The following is a 20,073-nucleotide window of genomic DNA, read 5'->3' as shown; positions in this document are numbered from 1 at the left end:
GCCTGCCGCGCCCGGGGACACGGCAGGCGGTGACGTCCCTCCGCTAGTACGAACTAGATCAGGTTCTACGGGTTTGATCTCAGCCCGGCGCACCGGGCACCCCGCGTCGCGACCAACCGTAACAGAGGCTCAGGGGGCGGATGGGACCGGAGGGAACGGGATCTCGGCCAGTACGGGAAGCAGCGACTCCTCCTCGTGGTCGAGGTGGGCCCGCAGTTCCTCCGACAGCCGGTCCAGCTCGGTGCGGAAGCGGTGCGGGTCGGCGGTGGCGATGCCGTCCAGCAGGACGACCAGCTCGGCCTGGATGCGGGCGACCGTACGGTGCTCCTCGCGGAGCCGGTCGATGGCGTCACGCAGGTGGGGATACCGGCTCGCGAGGTCGGGGAACGTGTACGCGTCCTCGTGGGTGTGGTGGGATTCCAGCGACTGGCAGAACGCCAGGCAGTGCTGCCGCAGTTGCAGCCCCAGCCCCGGCGCGGGCGGCTCGTCCGGGCCCCGGTGGACCGCCCGCGCGGCGAAGTGCGCGTCGGCCTCGACGCGCACGTGCCGCAGCTGCGAGCGCAGCCAGGCGTGGACCCGCAGGAGCACGCCGGCGAGGTCGGTGACCTCGCCCCCGGCCTCCTCGGGCCCGGAGCGCCGCAGCATGACGACCGGCAGGCGCCGGTCGACGCGGGCCTGGTAGTCGGCGTAGCCCGGGGCCGCGCGCACGGCGTGCTCGAACAGTCGGTCCCGCTCCTCACCCTCGGCGGGGACGGCGATCGCCCAGTACGTCTCGGCGCCGACCTCCACCCGCACCATGGGGTGGGTGAGCAGGTTGTGGTACCAGGCGGGGTGGCGGGGCGCGCCGCCGGCGGACGCGACGACCAGCAGCAGGTCATCGTGGCGGACGTAGCCGAGGGGGACGGTGTGCTCGGCGCCGGACCGCGCGCCGGTGGTGGTCAGCAGGAGGAGGTCGCCGCCCTCGAACGGGCCGCCGGCCCTCCCTCCGTTGGCCCGGAACTCCTCGATGATCGACTGGTTGAAGGACATGGGCATGCGGTGCGGGAACCTTTCTCTCGTGAGAACGCTGAGGACACTGAGGACGCTGAGGACATGGGAAAAGGGTGGGAACGGAGGAAGGCCGGGTGCCCGTACCCGATGACGGGCGCGGACCGGATACGCGGAGTCCGTGGGGCTACGAACGGCCGTCCGGAGACGGCGGACGCCGCCGGGCCGGGACGCACCGGGACCGCACGGCGGTGCCGGGCACCGCGGCGGGCGGGAGACGGCGCGCGGCGTCCGGCACGGAGCGGGGATGCCCGGTACGGCGCGCGGCGGTTACGTCAGACGTGGGACGCGGAGTGTGACCTCATGGCGTGTGTCCCTTCTGGAAAGGTGCTCACCCGGCCGCCGGCCGGCCCATTGCTCTTTGGCCGGCGCCACGTGGCACGCCGACCATTACAACCATCCGGCGGTCGCCTGTCAACGGGATGATCACCGGGCTCGCGCCGGTCCCGGCGGCGGCCCGTCCCGGCGGCCTCGGGCGTGAGGCACCATGAAGGAGTGATGTGGAAGGTGGACGAGGGACCCGACGCCCGGACCGGCGCCCCGCCCGGCACCCCGGGCACCGCGAACCCCCGGCTCCGCATGCTGGCCGATCTCGTCGCCGACGGCGACGTGGTGGTGCTGAGCGGGGCCGGCCTGTCGACGGAGTCCGGCATCCCCGACTACCGCGGGGAGACCGGCCGGATGCGGCGGGCCGAGCCGATGACGTACCAGACGTTCGTCGGCAGCGCCGCGGCCCGGAGGCGATACTGGGCGCGCAGCCACCTGGGCTGGCGGCACATCGCCGGTGCCCTCCCCAACGCCGGTCACCGCGCGGTCGCCGGGTTGCAGGAGCGGGGGCTGGTCGGCGGGATCATCACCCAGAACGTCGACGGCCTGCACCACGCCGCCGGGGCGCGGGACGTGATCGAGCTGCACGGCGGCCTCGACCGCGTCCGCTGCCTGTCCTGCGGCCGGCGGACGTCCCGCCACGAGCTCGAACGGCGCCTGGGCGAGGCCAACCCCGGCTGGCACGCGCACGCCCGGACCGCGGTGATCAACCCCGACGGCGACGCCGTGCTCGACGACGACCTGGTCGAGGCGTTCCGGATCGTCGACTGCCGCGACTGCGGCGGCGTGCTCAAGCCCGACGTGATCTTCTTCGGGGAGAACGTCCCCGGCCCCCGCGTCCAGGAGTGCTACGAGCTGGTCGAACGGGCGGGCCTGTTGCTGGTCCTCGGGTCCTCGCTGACCGTGATGTCGGGTTACCGGTTCGTACGGCGCGCCGCCGAGCACGGCATCCCCGTCGCGATCGTCAACCAGGGGCCGACCCGGGGTGACGGCGACGCCCTCCTGACGCTCGACGCCCCGCTCGGTCCCACCCTCGCCGCCCTGGCCGCCGCGCTAGATCCGGCACGCTGACGCACGGCCCGGCGCGTACGGCCCGGCCTGGCCCGGCACGCTGACGCACGGCCCGGCACCGGCCCCCGGCCCGGCGCGTACGGCCTGGCGCGACACGTACGACCCGGTGGGCGGCGGCAGGCCCGCCGTCCGCGGTGACGTGCCGCCCGGCTCACGTCCACCCCGCCACGAGCGTGCCTTCGGGGCCGAGGCCGATCCGCGTCCCGAAGGGACGGCTGACCCGGTCGAGAACCGCCCGCAGCCACGCCGCGTCCTCGTCCGGCGCGCGGTGGAGCCGCATCCGGCGGGTCCGCACCGGCGTCATCCGCAGCCCGGCCAGCCTCCCGGTGGCCGCCTCCAGCGACACGAGGTACAGCAGCCGCAGCTCGTCCCGGTACTCCTCGTAACCCGCGATGCCCTCGTAGTCGTCGATGAGGTCGCCGCAGCCGTACAGGACGAGCCGGTCCCGGTACACCTCGACGGGACGCGGGTGGTGCGAGGAGTGGCCGTGCACGACGTCGACGCCGCCGTCGACGAGCGCGTGCGCGAAACGCACCAGGCCGGGCGGGATGTCGTAACCCCAGTTGGACCCCCAGTGGACGGAGGCGACCACGACGTCCCCCGGCCGCAGGATCCGCCGTACCCGATCGGTGATCCGCGCCGCCTCGGCGTCCGGCGTGCCGGCGGCGAGGTCCACGAGATCCACCCCCGCGCGGTCCGCGGTCGCCGCCCAGTCCGGCGGGATGCCGCTGGACTCCATCCCGAACGACAGGACCAGCACCCGCCCGCCGCCGCGCAGGGGGACGGCGGCGGGCCGCCGCGCCTCCTCCGCGTCCCGTCCCGCCCCCGCCGACCGCAGTCCCGCGGCGGCCAGCGCGTCCAGCGTCTCGGCGAGCCCCCGCCGGCCGAAGTCCAGCACGTGGTTGTTCGCCAGCGCGCAGACGTCGGGCCGGACCGCGGCCAGGCACGGAAGGTTGGCCGGGTTCATCCGGTAGTGCACGGCCTTTCCCGGGGCGAAGTCGTCGCTTCGCGTGACGCTCGTCTCCAGGTTCACCACCCGCGCGTCGGGCCCGAAGTCATCGATCATCGGCAGTGCGTCGCCCCAGGGCAGGGAGAAGCCGCACGGGCGGGGAACCGGGCCGCCCACCGCCTCCGCCAGCTCGACGTAGGACAGCGCGCTCCGCATGTGCGGCTCCCGCAGTTCCGGGTCGCCCGGGTGCGGCAGGATCTGGTCGACGCCGCGGCCGAGCATGACGTCCCCGCCGAGGAACAGCCGTATCCGGCCGGTGGTCGTGTCCGCGGACCGGCTCATGATCCCGGACGTCTCCGGAGGAACCGGAGCAGGCCCGCCCCGGCGAGATAGGCCAGGAGCATCGGGACGGGCAGGCGGGCCGGGAGCGTCACGGCGGCGCCCAGCAGCCCCCCGGCGGCCAGCGCCGCGCCGGCGACCGCCGCGACCGCGCGCGGGACCCCGCTCGCGGGCCCGTCCACGCCGGGGACCGGCCCGGCGCGCCGCTCGATCCGGCCGAACACCGCGACGAGGACCGTCAGGACCACGAGCAGGCAGGCGAGCCAGGGCAGGCGGAGCAGCAGCCACGGCACCGACCCCACGGGCGGCTGCGGCAGCAGGCCCGTGGGGTAGAGCGCGACGGCCGCGACCACGACGGCGGTCAGGTGCCAGAGGAAGACGGTCATGATCACGGAGTTGACGCCCACCACGACCGTCCACGGGCGGGCGCGCCGGAGCCAGCGGTCGGCGGGGTCGTGCAGGAGCAGGGCGAGCCCGGTCTGCGCGGTCGCCAGGGCCAGCAGGGCGAGGGTCGGCGGGGAGGTGTTCTGCAGCCGCTCGCCGGGGACCGCCACCATGCTGACCGGGTACGGCCCGGCCACGGTGAGCAGCACCAGGGCCGCGATCCCCCCGGCCGCCATCGGCAGGGCCACCGTACGGCGGGCCGGCAGCGCCCCCTCCCGCCAGGCGATGCCGAGCTGGTGGATCGCCAGCCAGGCGAAGAGGAAGCCGGCCTGGCCGAGGAGGGGCGGGCCGGACCGGATGCGGACGGCGTCGCCCAGCCCGACCAGCGCGGCGAGCACGACCGGCACGGCGAGGCCCGCCCGGCGGTGCAGCGCGAGCATCACCGGCGTCAGGAGGACGACCGCGAGATAGGCGACCAGGAACCACAGCGGCATGACGGCGAGCCACACGGCCGTGGCGACCGTCCCCTCGCCGGCCCCGAGGAGGAGGGCGAGGAGCGCCGCGGCGCTCAGCGTGAGGAGGAGCGCCGTGGTGGGGCGGATCAGCCGGTCGGTGCGGCCGAGGAACCAGCCCGTGGCGGTGCCGCCCCGCCGCCGGTGGGAGTCGAGGGAGGCGGCGTTCACGAAGCCTCCCACCAGGAAGAACACCGGCATGACCTGGAACGCCCAGGTCAGCGGGCGGGCCCAGGGCAGGACCGCGAGGACGGTGTCGCCGCCGAACCCGCCGTGGTAGGTCACCACGACGGCCAGCCAGTGGCCGAGCACCACCGCGGTGATCGCGACGGCGCGCAGCAGGTCGAGGTGGCGGTCACGGTGCGGCGGCGTCCGCTCCGCGGTCAGGCGGATCGCGCGGACGGCGGCCCGGGGGCGGCGTAGCAGCACCTCGCACACGGCCGATCCTCCATCCGTCCGGCCGGCCCGGCCGGATGAACGGTTCCTACCCGGTCAGGGCGGGTCTGGACCTCGGGCCCGGGAGAGCGGGGCTTAGGTCCCTGGTGCGCGCGGGTCCCGCCGTCGCACGGTGAACGAAGGCAGGGGAAAACCCGTGAACCGTCGGGGCGCGGGGATCGCACACTTGGAGCCACTCGTGGAACACGACAGGAACGGCGTGGTGAGGCTCTCCTGGCGGGGCGGGGACCGTTTCGACCTGGCGGCCCGCCGCCACGTGGTCCGCGTCGACCAGACCAGCGACTTCCGCGGCAGCGACACGGGCCCCACCCCCGTGGAACTGTTCGTCGGGAGCCTCGCCGCCTCCGTCGCCCAGTGCGCCGAACGCTACCTCCACCGCTGCCAGCTGCCCGCCGGCGTCTCGGTGACGGCCCGCTACGACCTGGACGTCCGCCCGGAGCACGCCAGCCGGGTCGAGCTGGTGGTGGAGGTCCCCGACATCCCGCACGGGTTGCGGGAGTCCTTGGCCAACGCCCTGGACCACAGCACCGTGACCGCCTTCCTGCGGGTCCCGCCGGAGGTCGGCGTGCGGGTCCACGAGGCCGAGCCCGGCTCCGTCCCCGGGTGCGTGCCGGAGAGGGCCCGGGGGACCGCGCTCCGCTACGTCCGCGGGGACGAGAGGCTGCGGCGCGAGTTCGACAACCTGCTCGCGCGGTTCCTGCGCGAGCAGCCGGACCACGGCCGCTGGGACGTCACGCCCCTGGTGGAGGCCCTCGACCGGCTCGGGCTGCGGATCCCCCGCCTGCTCGTACGGCTGAGCCGCCGCCCCCCGGAGGAGGCGCTCCGGGTCTGCGTCGAGTTCGACCTCCCGGCGATCCCCGCCCCCGTTCCGGGACCGCCCACCCATCCCCGGTGAACGGCTGAGCGGCGCACCGGGCACGGCCGGTTCCCCCATCCGGTCGCCCGGGATCTCACCTGAGGATGTAGCAGTAGTTGGACTTGTTCTTGAACCGGTGGAACGCGCGCGGCTCCCGGTACCGCCACCGGCAGCCGTCGTCGAGGCGGCCACCGGCCAGGTACATGGTCTCGCCCTTCCGTTTGACGCAGTAGGCGCCCGGGCGGGGAGTCTCCCGGTACTCCACCCATTCCCAGCCCAGCGTGACGCAGTACTGCGTGAAGTGGCCGGGGCCGAGTTCCGCGACCCGGGCCTGGGGCGACCGGGACGGCGACGGCTTCGACGTGTTCGACGGCTTCGGCGGCTTCGGTGATCTCGGCGGGGAGGGGAGGGCGGTGGTGGTCTCGGGTGGCCGCGGCCGGACCCGGTCGTCCGGCGTGCGGGTGGCCGTGGGATGCCCGCTCACCCGGGGCCGGGGACCGCGCGTCGCCGGGGACGGCGAGGTCGGCGCGGTCGGCGGGGAGGTCTCCGGGGTAGCGGCCGCGGGGGTCGCCGTGAGGTGGGGCTTCCCGGCGGGAGAGGTCGTATCGAGGCCGGTGGGCGCCTCCGGCGTGATCCCCGCGGCCCTGGCCTGCGAGGTCCGGGACACGCCGGCGTCCGTCCCCGTCGGGTCTCCGCCGGGCAGCAGCATGACGCCCGCGGTCCCGGCGACGGCCATCGCGGCGACGGCGACGGCGGTCATCAGCGGCACGCGGCGCCTTCCCGGCGTGGCCGGAGGCCGCGTGCCCGCCGTCCCGCCGGACGCGGTCGCGCCGCCCGGCGGTCGCACCGGGGCCGGCCCACCCGGGGGCGGATGGCCGCCGGCGGCCGCTCCGTGTCCTCCGCCCACGAGACGGCCGAGGATCTGCTGGGCCGTCGGCCGCCGCGCCGGGTCCTTGATGAGGCATTCGCGGATCAGATCGAGCAGGGGCGGCTCGATCCCGTCCAGGACGGGTTCCTCGTTCAGGATCCGGTTGATGATCGCGGGGATGGAGTCGTTGCCGAACGGCGGGCGGCCCGTGGCGGCGAAGACCATGGTGGAGGCCCAGGCGAACACGTCCAGGGGGAGGCCGGGCTCGTCCGCGTTGAGCTGCTCGGGCGCCATGTAGGCGGGCGTGCCCACGATCCCGCTGGTCACCGTGCCGGTCGCGGCGAGGGATCGGGCGATGCCGAAGTCGATGACCCGCGGGCCGTCCGGGCCGAGGAGCACGTTCTGCGGCTTGAGATCCCGGTGGACGACGCCCGCGTCGTGCAGGGCGACCAGCGCGGTGGCCGTGCCGACGGCGAGGCGTTCGAGGGCGCCGCCCGAGCGCGGTCCCTCGGTGGTGACCACGCGCTGCAGCGAGGGGCCCGGGACGTACTCACTGACGAGGTAGGGGCGCATGCCGTACAGGCCGAAGTCCAGGACCTGCGCCGTGCAGAACCGGGCGACCCGCTTGGCGATCTCCGCCTCGCGCATGAGGTCGTCGTGCGCGGCGGGTTCCCCGCCGATCCGGGCGTGGTAGAGCTTGACCGCCACGCGGAGACCGGGACCCGTGTCCGCGAGTTCCGCGAGTTCCGCGAGGTAGACGGCGCCCTGCCCGCCTTCGCCGATCCTTCCGACGACGCGGTAGGGGCCGAGCATTGTGGGATCACCCGGTTCCAGGGGGTGGAGATCCGACATCTGCCTCCGACACCTTTCCGTCGACCGGCGAACGTACGAATCGTAAATCCCGTGGTGGGAGAAATCAGTCTTTCCACTGAGGCGGGCTTCACCCGCCATGGCGGTGTTCGACGGCCATAACGGTCTTTGACGGATACATCCGAGGCGCGATGTCCAGCACGGCTCCGATGGGCCCGATGATCACCATCCCGGTGGCCCGGTACGGCGGGTCAGCACGACAGGTCGGCACGACAGGTCGGCACGGCGGGTCGGCACGACGGCCGGGCATGGCACGAGCGGGCTGTCACGGCGCGGGCGGCTCTCCGTGGCGCGGGCGGGCCGCTACGGCGATCTGTCGGGCGACATATACCTTATTGACCCTATTCACCCTAAGCACCTTAAATGCTATATACGAAATAGGTCAGAAAAGTAATTGGGAACGTCCCCGAGCGACATATCCGCCGCCGTTCCGCAATACTCCTCCGCGCCCATTTTCCATGGCCGAACGGCCAGAATTCCCCTCCCGTGCGGATGAAGAAATGACGCCCGGGCCGCACAAGAATGTCAGAGCAATCACCTGGGGCAGGGGGTGCCCAGAAAAGAAGGAGAGACCGATGGAACTGAACGGCAACCAGCTCCTCAACCGCAAGATCGACATCTGCTTCGGGCACGGCGACCAGAACGGCGACGGCATCCTCGAACCGGCCGACGCCCTGGCCCTGGCCGCGCGGATCATCGCCTACCTGGGCGAGCCCTTCAACTCCCCCAAGGCGCAGGCGCTGCTGGACGGCTTCGAGAACTTCTGGAAGCACGTCTCCGCCCGCATGGACACCAACCAGGACGGCAAGGTCACTCCCCTGGAGTGGCGCACCGGGATGATCGGCGCGTTCGCCGGTGACTCCAAGGCGTTCGACGAGGGGTTCCGCCCCCTGGCCGAGGCTCTGTGGAGCATCTGCGACCGGGATGACGACGGGACGGTCGGCCCCAACGAGTTCGCGGCCTTCCAGCGGGCCTTCGGCACGTCGCCGGCCAACAGCAGGATCGCCTTCGACAGGCTCGACACGAACAAGAGCGGCACGCTCTCGGTGGAGGAGCTGCTGGCCGCGTGGCAGGAGTACTACACCAGCCCCGACCCCCAGGCCGCCGGCAACTGGCTCTTCGGTGACATCTGGGGCGACGAGGCCTAGAACGGCCCGCGCGTGAAGCTCTGACCGGACCGGGACGGGTCCCCGGCGCGGCGCGCCCGCGCCGGGGACCGCTCTCGCGTGTCCGCCGGATCCCGCCAACGAGCGAACGCGAGCTTGGAGAACCAATGGAAAGCCGATGTGAGCCGATCGCGGTCATCGGAATGGCGTGCCGTTTCGCATCCGGCATAGACACCCCCGATTCGCTGTGGCGTTTTCTCATCGAACGCGGCGACGCATCGGGAACGGTGCCGGAAGGCCGCTGGTCCCCTTATTACCGCATAAGTCCGGAAAACTCCGCCGTTCTGCGGGCGACCACGGCCCGCGGCTCCTTCATTCCCGACATCGCCGGGTTCGACGCGGAGTTCTTCGGGATATCCCCGCGCGAGGCCCGGCTGATGGACCCGCAGCAGCGGATGACGCTTGAGGTCGCCTGGGAGGCCCTGGAGCACGCCGGCATCCCGCCGCATTCCCTCGCCGGCTCCGACACGGGCGTCTTCACCGGCGTCAGCGCCGACGACTACGGCCGGCGGCTGCTCTCCGACCTTCCCCGGATCGAGGCGTGGACCGGCATCGGCGCCGCCCCGTGCGGGGTGGCCAACCGCGTCTCCCACGCCCTCGACCTGCGCGGCCCCAGCGTTGCCGTGGACACCGCCTGCTCGGCCTCGCTGGTAGCGATCCACCAGGCGTGCCAGAGCCTCCGGCTCGGCGAGATCCCGCTGGCGCTGGCCGGCGGCGTGATGCTGATGGCCGGCCCCGAGCTGAGCGTGGTGCTCGACGCCGCCGGCGCGATCTCCCCGGACGGGCGGTCGCGGGCCTTCGACGCCGCGGCGACGGGTTACGGGCGCGGCGAAGGCTGCGGCGTCGTCGTTCTCAAGCTCCTGCGCGACGCCGTCGCCGACCGCGACCGGGTGCTCGCACTGATCACCGGGAGCGCGGTGCTGCAGGACGGCAGGACCCCGGGCATCATGGCCCCCAGCCGCGAGGCCCAGGAGCACCTGCTGCGCCGGGCGTACCGGGCGGCGGGCGTCGACCCGGCAGGCGTCGGCTACGTCGAGGCCCACGGCACCGGGACCCGCGTGGGCGACCCGGTGGAGGCCGGCGCCCTGGCGGCGGTGCTGGGCGCCGGACGCCCCGCCGGCCGCCCCTGCCTCATCGGCTCGCTCAAACCCAACATCGGCCACCTGGAGGCGGCATCGGGCGTCGCGGGGTTGATCAAGACCGTGCTGTGCCTGGGACACGGGCTCATCCCGCCGACGCCGACCACCGCCGGGCCCACCCCGGCGATCCCCTGGGAGAGCTCCGGCCTGCGGCTGGTCACCGAGACGACCGGGTGGCCGGACACCGGGCGTCCCCGGCGGGCGGGGGTCTCGGGCTTCGGGTACGGCGGCACGATCGCCCACCTCGTCCTCCAGGAGGCCCCGCCCGTCCCCGCCCCGGACCCCGCGGACGGCGCGGACGACGCGGACGACGCGGATGGCACGGACGACGCGGATGGCACGGACGACACGGTGGTCCGGCCGTACCCGCTGTCCGGCGCCACCGACGAGGCCCTGCGGGCCAACGCCGCCCGGCTGGCCGACCGGCTGTCGGAGCGCGAGGACCCGCCGCTCGCCGCGGTGGCCTCCACCCTCGCCCGCCGCCGTACCCACCTGGCCCGCCGCGCCGTCGTCGTCGCGGCCGGACGGGCCGAGCTGGTCGAGCGGCTGCGCTCCCTGGCGGCGGGCGACCCGGCCGCCGTGACCGGCCACGCCGCGCCGGAACCCGGACGGCCCGCCCGCGTGACCGGCCAGGCCGCACCGGAGTACGTACGATCCGGCCCGCACGCGGACGCCGGGCCGGCACGGCACGACCCGGTGTGGGTGTTCTCCGGGCACGGGGCGCAGTGGGCGGGCATGGGCGCGGACCTGCTCGCCGACGAGCCGGCGTTCGCCGCCACGCTGGACCGCCTGGAGCCGGTGTACCGCGAGGAGCTCGGCCTCTCCCCCGCCGACGCGCTGCGCGCCGCCGACCTGGGCGGGACGGACCGGGTCCAGGCGCTGACCTACGCGCTGCAGGCCGGGCTGGCCGCCGTCTGGCGGTCGTACGGCGTGCGGCCCGGCGCCGTCATCGGGCACTCCGTCGGCGAGATCGCGGCCGCGGTGGCCGCCGGGGTCCTGACCGAGTCCGACGGCGCGCGCCTGGCCTGCCGCCGCTCCCGGTTGTTGCGCCGGGTCGCGGGGGCCGGGGCGATGGTGATGGTCGGCCTGTCCCCCGAGGAGACGGCCGCCCTGCTCGCCGGAGACGGAGCCGATGACGGGGAGGGAGCCGGGGACGGGGGCGGAGCCGGGGACGAGGGCGGAGCCGGGGACGGGGAGCTGTGCGCGGCGGTGTGGGCCTCGCCGTACTCCACCGTCGTGGCCGGTGACCGGGAGGCGGTGGGACGGGCGGCCCGCCGCTGGCGCGCCCGGGGGATCGCCGTCCGCGAGGTCGCCTCCGACGTGGCCTTCCACAGCCGTCACATGGACCCCCTGCGCGCCGACCTCGCCGCCGCGGTCAAGGACCTTCCGGCGGGCCCGGCCCGGGTCCCCCTCTACACGACCGCCCTGGCCGATCCGAGGGACCCGGCCGAGCGTGACGCGGCGTACTGGGCGCGCAACCTCCGCGACCCCGTCCGCTTCGCCGCGGCGGTGGGCGCCGCCGCGGAGGACGGCCACCGGGCCTTTCTGGAGGTCTCAGCGCACCCGGTCGTGAGCCACTCGATCGGGGAGGTCCTCGCCGCGGCCGGGGTGACGGGCGCCGTCGTCACGCACAGCCTGCGGCGCGGCCGGCCCGGACGGCGCGCGCTCCTCGGCGGCCTGGCCGTCCTGCACGGCGGTGGCGTGCCCGTCGACTGGCCGGCCCTCTGCCCCGGCGACGACCTGGTGGACCTGCCGAGATACGCCTGGCGGCACCGGTCGCACTGGGTGGGCCACCCGCCCGCGGCGGCCGGGGGCCCCGGCCACGACCCGGACCGTCACACGCTGCTGGGCGGCCGGGAGACGGTGCACGGCGCCTCCCCGGCGTACCTGTGGCGCACCCGGCTCCGGCACGGCAACCGCCCCTACCCCGGGGAGCACCCCGTGCGGGGGACCGAGGTGGTGCCGGCGGCCGTGCTGCTGAACACGCTGTTCGCGGCGGCCGGAGAGGTCTTCGGCGGGACGCCGGCGCTGGCCGGGGTGTCGCTGCGGGTGCCCCTGTCCCCCGCCGTTCCCCGGGAGGTCCAGGTGGTCTGCCAGGACGGGACGCTGCGGCTGTCCTCCCGGCTGCTCCGCGACCCCGCCGGACCACCCGCCGGCACGGACGGGCTCCGTCCCGGTATGAACGGGTTTCCGCCTGGCATGGGCGGTTCCCGCTTCGGCGTGGACGAGCCGGGCGGGCGAGGGGAGGCGGCCGACGAGTGGCTCACCCACACGACGGCGGTCGTCGTCCCCCCGGGCGACGAGGTCCCCGGACCATCGTCTCCACCCGGCCGCCGGGAGGCGCGCGCCGGAGACGGCGGGCGTCCCGGGCGTCCGCGTGTCGCGGCCTTCGGCGGCCTTCCCGATGTCACCACCCGCGAGCGGCCGGCCCCGGCCGCCGATCCCGCACCGGAGGGGCCGGCCGGGGCCGGGGAGCCGCTCGACCCGGGTTTCGTGGTCGACCGGCTCGCCTCGGTCGGGGTGGCGTCGATGGGCCTCCCCTGGCGGATCGAGGAGCTGCGCCGGACCGGCGGCACGCTCACCGCGACGGTCACCGTCGTTCCCGAGGAGCCACGACGGACCGGTGACGCACGCACCGCGACGGTCACCACCGCTCCCGGAGAGACCCCGTACTCCCCCACCTGGGCCGGCGTCCTGGACGCCGCCTTCTCCGTCGCCTCGGTGACCCTTCCCGGCCCGGCGCGCCTGCGGATGCCGGCCCACGTGGGCCACGCGGTCCTGATCGGCGAGCCGCCGTCCCACGCGGTGATCGAGGTGCGGCCGACCGGTACGGATCTCGCGCCCGGTCACGGCGTCGACGCCGCGTCCGCCGCCGATGCCGGCGCCGCGGCCGTCGTCGGCGCGGTCACCGGGTCCGGTGACGGCACCGGTGCCGGTACCGGTGCCGTCGTCGACGTCGAGATCATCGACGGGCGGGGCGTCCCCGTCGCCCGGCTGCTCGGGCTGCGGTTCGGCGAGCCGGACGCGGGCCCGCGCCCCGGTCCCCACGGCGACGCGGAGGACGCGGGCGGCGCGGGCGACCCGGCGGGCCTCGTCCACGAGGTGGCCTGGCATCCCCTGGAGGTCACCGACCGGGGACTGCCGCGCACCGTGCTCCTGGCCGGCGCCGACCCCGCCCTCCGCGAGGCGCTGGACGCCTGCCTGTCCGGCGCCGGGTCGTCCCTGGAGATCGCGGCCGATCCGGACGATCTCGTACGGCGGGCCGGGCGGCTCTCCGCCGCCGACGCGGTGGTCCTCGCGCCGTCCCTGTCACCGTCCGCGTCGCCGTACGGCCTCGATCCGGCCGCGTGGTCGTACGGTTCCGGTCCGGTCGCGTCGCCGTACGGTCCCGGCCGGTCGGCGTCGTGCGGTCTCGATCCGGCCGAGGCGGCGGCGCGCCACGCGCTGCTCCTCACCGGGGCGGTGCGGCTGCTGGCCGCGACGGCGCCCGTCGGGGGTCCGCGCCTGTGGTGCGTCACCCGCGGTGCGCGCGAGGCGCGGGACGAGGCGGCGCTGGCGCAGACGTCCCTGTGGGGCCTGGGCAGGGTGGTCGCGGGCGAGCACCCCGACCTCTGGGGCGGTCTCGCCGACCTGCCCGCGGAGCCCAGGAGGGACGACGTCGCGACCCTCGCCCGGCTGCTGGGCGGCCGGTGGGACGAGGACGTCATCGGCGTCGACCGCGGTACGGCCACCACCACGCGGCTCGTCCCCGCCGCCCCGGCCGCCCCGGCCGGCGCGGCCTCCGGCGTCCGGTGCCGGGCGGACGCCACCTACGTCGTCACCGGCGGGACGGGGGCGCTCGGGCTGCGGGTGGCCCGGCGGCTGGCCGAGCGGGGCGCCCGGCGGCTGGTGCTCGTCGGCCGCACCCCCCTGCCGCCGCGCGGGCGGTGGGACGGCGACGGCCACCTCGCCGTCGCGATGATCCGCTCGCTGGAGGCGACGGGGGTGACGGTCCGGACGATCGCCGCCGACGTCGCCGACCACGACTGGATGGCCGACCTCCTCGCGCCCGACGCGCTCGGCATGCCGGCCGTACGGGGGGTCGTGCACGCCGCCGGGGTCGTCGACGACCGGCTGCTGCGGGACCTCGACGGCCCGGCGATCCGGGCGGCCATGCGGCCGAAGGTCGCCGGGGCGCTGACCCTGCACGACCTCTACCCGCCCGGCAGCCTGGACTTCCTGGTGCTGTTCTCCTCCGCCGGACAGCTGCTGCGGCTGCCGGGGCAGGGCGCGTACGCGGCGGCGAACGCCTTCCTCGACGGCCTCGCCCGGCACCGGCGGTGCCGGGGCGCCCGCGACACCGTCTCCGTGGCGTGGACGAGCTGGCACGGGCTCGGCATGTCCGTGTCGTCCGCGGTCACCGACGCCGAGCTGCGCGTCCGGGGGACCGCGGGCATCACGGCCGGGGAGGCGCTGCGGGCGTGGGACCGCGCCGGCCCGCGCGCGGCGGGCAACCTGGCGGTGCTGCGCGTCCTGCCCGGCGGGGCACGCGCCGGCCGTCCCCGCGTCCTGGCGGCGATCCCCGACGCCGCCGCGTCCGACGCGACCGGCCCCGCGGGCGCGGCGGCGGACGGTTCCGGTGCCGGGACCGGAGCCGAGCTCTCCTGGAGGGACCTCGACGGTCCCGAGCTGCGCGCGTTCCTGCTGGCGGAGACGGGCCGGGCCGCCGCCGAGACCCTGCGCGCCGAGCCCGGCGCGCTGGACCCGCACCGGCCGCTCGCCGAGCTGGGCGTCGACTCCCTCCTGGCGACGCTGCTGCGGTCCAGGCTCCAGGAACGGCTGGGGCTCACCCTGCCGGCCACGCTGCTGTGGAACCGGCCCGCGATCTCCGACATCGCCGACTACCTGGCCGAACTGCGCGCGGCCGACTCTTCCCTCCCTAGGAGCGCAACATGATCACCGGACCCGATGTCCGCCTCTTCGCGGACGACCCGATGGAGTTCTTCGGCGGCTCGCGCCACGCCATGCACACCATGCCCCCGCACGACCTCGCCGCCCTCCAGCTCGCGGCGCTGCGGCTGCGCTTCACCGAGCTGCGCGACCGGCTGCCGGTGCTCCGCGCGATGGCCGACGAGCAGGGCATCGACGGGATCACCCGGCTCGACGACGCGGCCCCGCTGCTGTTCCCGCACACGATCTACAAGTCGTACCCGGCGTCGCTGCTGCTGGAGGGCAGGTTCGACCGGCTGACGACCTGGCTGTCGCGGCTCGTCACCGTCGACCTGTCCGGCCTCGACGTCTCGGGGTGCGACTCCATCGACGGGTGGCTCGACCTGCTGGACGGCCGGACCGAGCTGCGTCTGGCCCACTCCTCCGGCACCTCGGGCACGATGTCGTTCATCCCGCACACGCGCGAGCAGTACACCAGGCTCTACGACATCGTGCGGCTGGAGGTCCTCCCCGGCCCGGAGCGGAGCGGGGAGCGGCTCGACGTCGTCTGGCCCGGGTTCCGCACCGGCCGCAGCGGCATCGACCGGCACGCCGCCGCCATGGCGGAGCGGATCGCGGGCTCGCCGGACCGGTTCCACAGCGCCCATCCGGGGCCGCTCAGCGCCGACGTGATGTTCCTCGCCGCCCGGCTGCGGGCCGCGGCCGCCCGGGGTGAGGCCGGCCGCATGGAGATCCCGGCGACGCTCCGGGAGCGCCGCGCGGAGTTCGAGGAGGCGCAGCGGGCCGCCGCGGCCGGGATGGGCCGGTACGTCGAGGAGCTGGCCGAGCGTCTCGCCGGGCGGCGGGTCGTCTCGCTCAGCCTCTGGGCCACCTACCACGAGATGGCCGCGGCCGGTCTCGTCCGTGGCATCGAGGGGCTCTTCGCCCCGGACTCGGTGATCTTCCCGGGCGGCGGCGCGAAGGGCACGGCCCTGCCCGCCGACTGGGCGGGGGACGTCGAGCGGTTCGCCGGGGTGCCGGCCCTGCGGTACTGCTACGCGATGGCGGAGGTCATCGCGCTCAACCTGATCTGCCCGCGCGGCCGCTACCACATCGAGCCGTGGGTGGTCCTGTACGTCCTGGACCCCGACACCGGGGCCCCGCTGCCCCGCGAGGGGACGCGGACCGGCCGGGCCGCGTTCTTCGACCTGCTCGCCGACGTCTGCTGGGGCGGTTTCGTCTCCGGCGACGAGGTCACCGTCGACTGGTCGCCGTGCGGCTGCGGGCGCACCACCCCCCACCTGTCCATGGACATCGGCCGCTACAGCGACCGGCGGGGGGACGACAAGATCACCTGCGCGGCGACCCCGGAGGCGCTCAACGACGCGCTGGACTTCCTCAACGGGGCGCTGCTCTGATGGGCGCGCCGACGATCCCGGCGTTCGTCCGGGGCGAGACGGTCTGGGACGACCCCGTCGCCTTCGGCGGGACCGGCGAGGCGTGCGCGTTCCGCGCGCCCGACCCGGTGGCCCTGCTGGACCGGCTGCCGCTGACCGACCCGCTGCGCATGCGCGACCTGGCCGAGATCACCACCTCCGACGTCGTGGACTACCTCGCCGAGTTGGGGCCGCGGCTCCGCCTCTCGGTGAACGGCTTCCTGCGGGAGGCGCTGGAGCACTCGGCGGCGTGGTCCGACATGACGCCGGAGGTCCTGGCGGCCTGCTACGAGCAGCTCCCGTCGCTGTTCACGCCCGAGGCCGTCCGCGCGGTCGCCGAGGGGACGGTGGGAGCCCGGTTCCTGGACGGCTGGCAGGAGGTGGCCTCGCCCGGCGGCGGGACCGCGGCGGTGCGGGCCGTCGGGGCCCGCGCCGTGCACGTCATCGCGGGCAACAGCCCGATCATCGCGGCCATCACGATCATCCGGAACGCCCTCGTGCGCGGCGACGCCGTGATCAAGACCCCGGCCAACGACCCGCTCACCGCGGTGGCCGTCGCCCGGACGATGGCGGAGACGGCGCCCGGCCACCCGCTCACCCGGCACCTGGCCGTCGCCTACTGGAAGGGCGGCAACGCCGCCGTCGAGGACCGCCTCTACCAGCCGGGCAACATCGACAAGATCGTGGCGTGGGGCGGGCTCGCGTCCGTCCGGCACGTCACCCGCTACATCCAGCCGGGCGTGGAGCTGGTCACCCTCGACCCGAAGCTCAGCGCCACGATCGTCGGCGCGGAGGCGTTCGCCGACGAGGCGAGCATGGCCGAGACGGCCCGGCTGGCCGCCGTGGACGTCGGCGCGCTGAACCAGCTCGGCTGCTTCAACGCCCGCGTCGTCCACGTCGTCACCGGCCTCGACGCCGCGGGCCTGGAACGCGCCGAGCGCTGGGGGGAACTGCTCCACCGGGAGATCCTGCGGCTGCCCGCCGCGGTGAGCACCCCGGCGCGGTGGTTCGACCCGGAGCTGCGGGCGTCGCTGCGGGCGCTGCGGACCAGCCCCGACTGGTACCGCGTCATCGGCGGCCACGACGACGAGGGGGCGGTGGTCGTCTCCCGGGTGGCCGAGCCGGTCGACTTCCACACCGCCCTGTCGGGCCGGGTGGCCAACGTCGTTCCGGTGGCCTCGCCGCGGGACGCGCTGAAGGCCATGAACGCCTACACCCAGACGGTCGGCGTCTACCCCGAGTCGCTCAAGCGGCGGCTGCGCGACCTTCTCCCGCTGTACGGCGTGCAGCGCCTGGTCTCGCTCGGCTACGCCACCCGCTTCCGGCCGGACGTGCCCCAGGACGCCATGGAGCCGGTCCGCCGCATGGTCAAGTGGATCGTCGACGAGAGCTGCTCCCCCGGCGACGTCCACCCCCTCGGTCACCTGGACCGGCGGGCGGAGCCCTGGGGACGGTCATGACGGGCACGCGCGGCGTCCAGGCGGCGGGAAACGGCCCGGTGAACGGGCCGGGGAGCGGCGGCCCGGTGACCGGGGACGCGGCGGACGGGACTCCGAAGAGCGGCGGCCCGGCGATCGGGGACGCGGCGGACGGGACTCCGAAGAGCGGCGGGCCGGTGGACGACGACCGGCGGGCCGTCGAACGGCTGGCCGCCGACTTCGACCACCACGACCCCGAGCTCACGCCCGACCTGGCGTGCCTGGTCCACCGTGAGATCCGGGAGACGACGCCGGTCGCGTACTCCCGCGCCCACGGCGGAATGTGGATCCTGTCCCGCTACGACGACGTCCGCGCCGCGCTCCGGGACCACGACACGTTCAGCTCGGCCTCCGGGGTCTTCTTCCCGCGCGCCGAGGGCACCCCGCCGTTCGCGCCCCTGGAGTACGACCCGCCGGAGCACACCCGTTTCCGCGCCCTGATGAAGCCCCCGCTGCTGCTGCCCGAGGCCCGGCGGCTGGCGCCGGAGATCGCCGTCCTGGTCGCCCGCACCGTACGGCCCGTCGTCGCGCGGGGCGGCGGGGACCTGGTGCGCGAGCTCGCCGTACCGCTGCCGCTGGCGGTGGTGTCGCTCGCCGTCGGCTTCTCGGAGGACGCGCGCGACCGCATCCGCGACCTGACCAGCAACACGTGGGCGCGGATGCCCAGGGACGGCGACGCGGGCGGCTTCTGGCCGGCGTTCGCCGAGCTGTTCCAGTCGGAGATCCGCCGGGCCCGCGCCCGGTCCGGCGGCGACCACCTGTCCGTCCTGGTCCGCGAGGAGATCGACGGCCGCCCGGTCACCGACGCCGAGCTGCACGTCATGCTGGTCGCCTACGCCATCGCCGGCCACGAGACCTCCATGAACACCCTGGCGCACCTGCTGCGGCACCTGGCGGCGCACCCCGGCCTGCAGGACCGGCTGCGCGCCGAGCCGCACCTGATGCCCGCGGCGGTGGAGGAGGCGCTGCGGCTGTGGACACCGGTCGACCACGGCACCCGGCTGACCACGAGGGACGTCGAGGTCGGCGGGGTCGTCATCCCGCGCGGGTCGCGGGTCGTCCTGCTGACCGGCGCGGCCAACCGCGACCCGCGGGCCTTCCCCGAGCCGGAGGAGTTCCGGCTGGACCGGACGCCGAACCGGCACCTGACCTTCGGCCACGGCATCCACTTCTGCCTCGGCGCCCACCTGGCCCGCGTGGAGTTCCTCGCCGTCCTGCGCGAGCTCGCCCGCCACCCGGACTACGAGCTCGCGGGCGGGACCCGCCGCTACTACGAGAACGGCCGGCACATCTGCCTGGACCGGCTGCCGGTACGGTTCCGCACGGCCCGGACACCCTGAGCCGGCCTGTCCGGGCGTTCCGGGGAGACGGGAACGGGTCCCGGCTCCGGTCCCCCGGTTCCCCGATGCCCCCGGTGCGGCCGGCCCGACGACGTCCGCGCCCGGGTCAGGGGCGCGGGTCGGTCCTGGTCCAGCTCCTGCCGGAGCGGCCGTGCCCGCTCGCGGCCCGGCACTTCGGGCAGACCCGGCGGATCTCCTCGGCCGCGCCGCCCGTCTCAGGGAACGCGTCCGGCCACGGCACGTGGGCGAAGCGACGCAGCCGCGACCGGCTCAGCGCCAGCCCGCACAGCGTCTGGTTCGTCCCCTGCCACCAGGCGTGCGCGTCACCGGCGGGCATCCGGACCCCGTTCTCGTCCACCCACTCGTCCGACGCCGCGACCGAGGGGTCACCGCGTGCCGCCATCGTGCCCTTTCCTCCCCGCTCGTCCCTCGGCGCCCCGCCCTCCCGCGGCGGGGTCCCGTCACGGGCTCCGTGCCCGCCCCGCGCGGTTCCATACGTCCGGCCCGGGAGGGTCAGGGAGAGTCCGAGAGGATTCCGATGGTTTTAAGTTTTGGGATGATCTGGGAGGTTTGAGAAGGCTGCGGGAGGGTCCCGGAAGGTCCGGGAGATGACGCGGCCACCGGAGAAGCCGGCCGGCGTTCCGGTGGCCGCCGGGGGACGCGTCAGGACACGTCCACCCAGTCGAGGGTGCGGTTCACCGCCTTCTTCCAGCCGGCGTAGCCCTCGGCCCGCTGCTCGTCGGACCACCGCGGCTCCCAGCGCCGGTCCTCGTTCCAGTTCTGCCGCAGCTCCTCGGTGGACTTCCAGAAGCCGACGGCGAGCCCGGCGGCGTAGGCGGCGCCCAGGGCGGTGGTCTCGGCGACGACCGGCTTGGAGACGGGCACGCCGAGCACGTCGGCCTGGATCTGCATGCACAGGTCGTTGGC

The 20,073-nt window shown here is 75.3% G+C and carries 13 protein-coding genes and 1 riboswitch; of the genes, 7 read left to right on the top strand and 6 right to left on the bottom strand.

Annotation, left to right across the window (positions count from 1 at the left end; genetic code table 11):
* Positions 1–18: 18 nt before the first annotated feature.
* Positions 19–114, bottom strand: a riboswitch (TPP riboswitch).
* 15 nt (positions 115–129) lie between these two features.
* Positions 130–1,035, bottom strand: a complete 906-nt coding sequence (locus IEZ10_RS34585; protein ID WP_189250728.1) for a nitroreductase/quinone reductase family protein — start codon at positions 1,033–1,035, stop codon at positions 130–132.
* A 591-nt stretch (positions 1,036–1,626) separates the two neighbouring features.
* Here IEZ10_RS34585 and IEZ10_RS34580 point away from each other — a divergent pair.
* Positions 1,627–2,445 carry an NAD-dependent protein deacetylase gene (locus IEZ10_RS34580; RefSeq protein ID WP_229811949.1) on the top strand — a complete coding sequence of 273 codons (819 nt, stop codon included), beginning with the start codon at positions 1,627–1,629 and terminating at the stop codon, positions 2,443–2,445.
* A gap of 151 nt (positions 2,446–2,596) precedes the next feature.
* Here IEZ10_RS34580 and IEZ10_RS34575 read toward each other — a convergent pair whose 3' ends face one another.
* Complete coding sequence (locus IEZ10_RS34575; RefSeq protein ID WP_189250726.1) at positions 2,597–3,736, bottom strand: CapA family protein; 1,140 nt, start codon at positions 3,734–3,736, stop codon at positions 2,597–2,599.
* On the bottom strand, positions 3,733–5,067 hold the full coding sequence (locus tag IEZ10_RS34570; RefSeq protein ID WP_229811939.1) for an acyltransferase family protein: 1,335 nt from the start codon (positions 5,065–5,067) through the stop codon (positions 3,733–3,735). Before IEZ10_RS34570 ends, IEZ10_RS34575 begins: the two co-directional genes overlap by 4 nt.
* A 196-nt stretch (positions 5,068–5,263) precedes the next feature.
* Here IEZ10_RS34570 and IEZ10_RS34565 point away from each other — a divergent pair, with 196 nt between their 5' ends.
* Positions 5,264–5,980: an OsmC family protein gene (locus tag IEZ10_RS34565; RefSeq protein WP_189250725.1), complete on the top strand. Its 717-nt coding sequence runs from the start codon at positions 5,264–5,266 to the stop codon at positions 5,978–5,980.
* Between the two features lie 55 nt (positions 5,981–6,035).
* Here the strand turns inward: IEZ10_RS34565 and IEZ10_RS34560 are convergent, their stop codons facing one another.
* Positions 6,036–7,661 (bottom strand): serine/threonine protein kinase, encoded by a 1,626-nt coding sequence (locus IEZ10_RS34560; protein ID WP_189250724.1) that lies wholly within the window; start codon positions 7,659–7,661, stop codon positions 6,036–6,038.
* A 593-nt stretch (positions 7,662–8,254) separates the two neighbouring features.
* Here IEZ10_RS34560 and IEZ10_RS34555 point away from each other — a divergent pair.
* From IEZ10_RS34555 to IEZ10_RS34535, 5 genes are all read left to right on the top strand, one after another.
* Entirely contained in the window at positions 8,255–8,827 is a 573-nt protein-coding gene (locus IEZ10_RS34555) for an EF-hand domain-containing protein (protein ID WP_189250723.1), read from the top strand.
* A gap of 125 nt (positions 8,828–8,952) precedes the next feature.
* Positions 8,953–14,919: a type I polyketide synthase gene (locus IEZ10_RS40155; RefSeq protein WP_189250722.1), complete on the top strand. Its 5,967-nt coding sequence runs from the start codon at positions 8,953–8,955 to the stop codon at positions 14,917–14,919.
* Complete coding sequence (locus IEZ10_RS34545) at positions 14,916–16,310, top strand: phenylacetate--CoA ligase family protein (protein ID WP_189250721.1); 1,395 nt, start codon at positions 14,916–14,918, stop codon at positions 16,308–16,310. The genes IEZ10_RS40155 and IEZ10_RS34545 overlap by 4 nt, the downstream gene beginning before the upstream one ends.
* Entirely contained in the window at positions 16,310–17,788 is a 1,479-nt protein-coding gene (locus IEZ10_RS34540; protein WP_189250720.1) for an acyl-CoA reductase, read from the top strand. The genes IEZ10_RS34545 and IEZ10_RS34540 overlap by 1 nt, the downstream gene beginning before the upstream one ends.
* Positions 17,785–19,146 (top strand): cytochrome P450, encoded by a 1,362-nt coding sequence (locus IEZ10_RS34535; RefSeq protein WP_189250719.1) that lies wholly within the window; start codon positions 17,785–17,787, stop codon positions 19,144–19,146. Before IEZ10_RS34540 ends, IEZ10_RS34535 begins: the two co-directional genes overlap by 4 nt.
* 106 nt (positions 19,147–19,252) lie before the next feature.
* Here IEZ10_RS34535 and IEZ10_RS34530 read toward each other — a convergent pair whose 3' ends face one another.
* Entirely contained in the window at positions 19,253–19,549 is a 297-nt protein-coding gene (locus tag IEZ10_RS34530; protein WP_189250718.1) for a hypothetical protein, read from the bottom strand.
* A gap of 260 nt (positions 19,550–19,809) precedes the next feature.
* On the bottom strand, positions 19,810–20,073 hold a 264-nt coding region (locus IEZ10_RS34525; protein WP_268246409.1), incomplete at its 5' end, for an FGGY-family carbohydrate kinase.

Origin of the sequence: Streptosporangium pseudovulgare (genome assembly GCF_014648055.1) — a bacterium.
Classification (GTDB): Bacteria; Actinomycetota; Actinomycetes; order Streptosporangiales; family Streptosporangiaceae; genus Streptosporangium; species Streptosporangium pseudovulgare.
Note: the sequence above shows the minus strand (reverse complement) of the source record. Positions and strands in the feature narration are given on the sequence as shown.

Coding starts and splice junctions, on each gene's coding strand:
- IEZ10_RS34545 (WP_189250721.1), top strand. CDS start 14,916: ATGATCACCGGACCCGATGTCCGCCTCTTCGCGGACGACCCGATGGAG.
- IEZ10_RS34535 (WP_189250719.1), top strand. CDS start 17,785: ATGACGGGCACGCGCGGCGTCCAGGCGGCGGGAAACGGCCCGGTGAAC.
- IEZ10_RS34555 (WP_189250723.1), top strand. CDS start 8,255: ATGGAACTGAACGGCAACCAGCTCCTCAACCGCAAGATCGACATCTGC.
- IEZ10_RS34540 (WP_189250720.1), top strand. CDS start 16,310: ATGGGCGCGCCGACGATCCCGGCGTTCGTCCGGGGCGAGACGGTCTGG.
- IEZ10_RS34585 (WP_189250728.1), bottom strand. CDS start 1,035: ATGCCCATGTCCTTCAACCAGTCGATCATCGAGGAGTTCCGGGCCAAC.
- IEZ10_RS40155 (WP_189250722.1), top strand. CDS start 8,953: ATGGAAAGCCGATGTGAGCCGATCGCGGTCATCGGAATGGCGTGCCGT.
- IEZ10_RS34575 (WP_189250726.1), bottom strand. CDS start 3,736: ATGAGCCGGTCCGCGGACACGACCACCGGCCGGATACGGCTGTTCCTC.
- IEZ10_RS34530 (WP_189250718.1), bottom strand. CDS start 19,549: ATGGCGGCACGCGGTGACCCCTCGGTCGCGGCGTCGGACGAGTGGGTG.
- IEZ10_RS34580 (WP_229811949.1), top strand. CDS start 1,627: ATGCTGGCCGATCTCGTCGCCGACGGCGACGTGGTGGTGCTGAGCGGG.
- IEZ10_RS34560 (WP_189250724.1), bottom strand. CDS start 7,661: ATGTCGGATCTCCACCCCCTGGAACCGGGTGATCCCACAATGCTCGGC.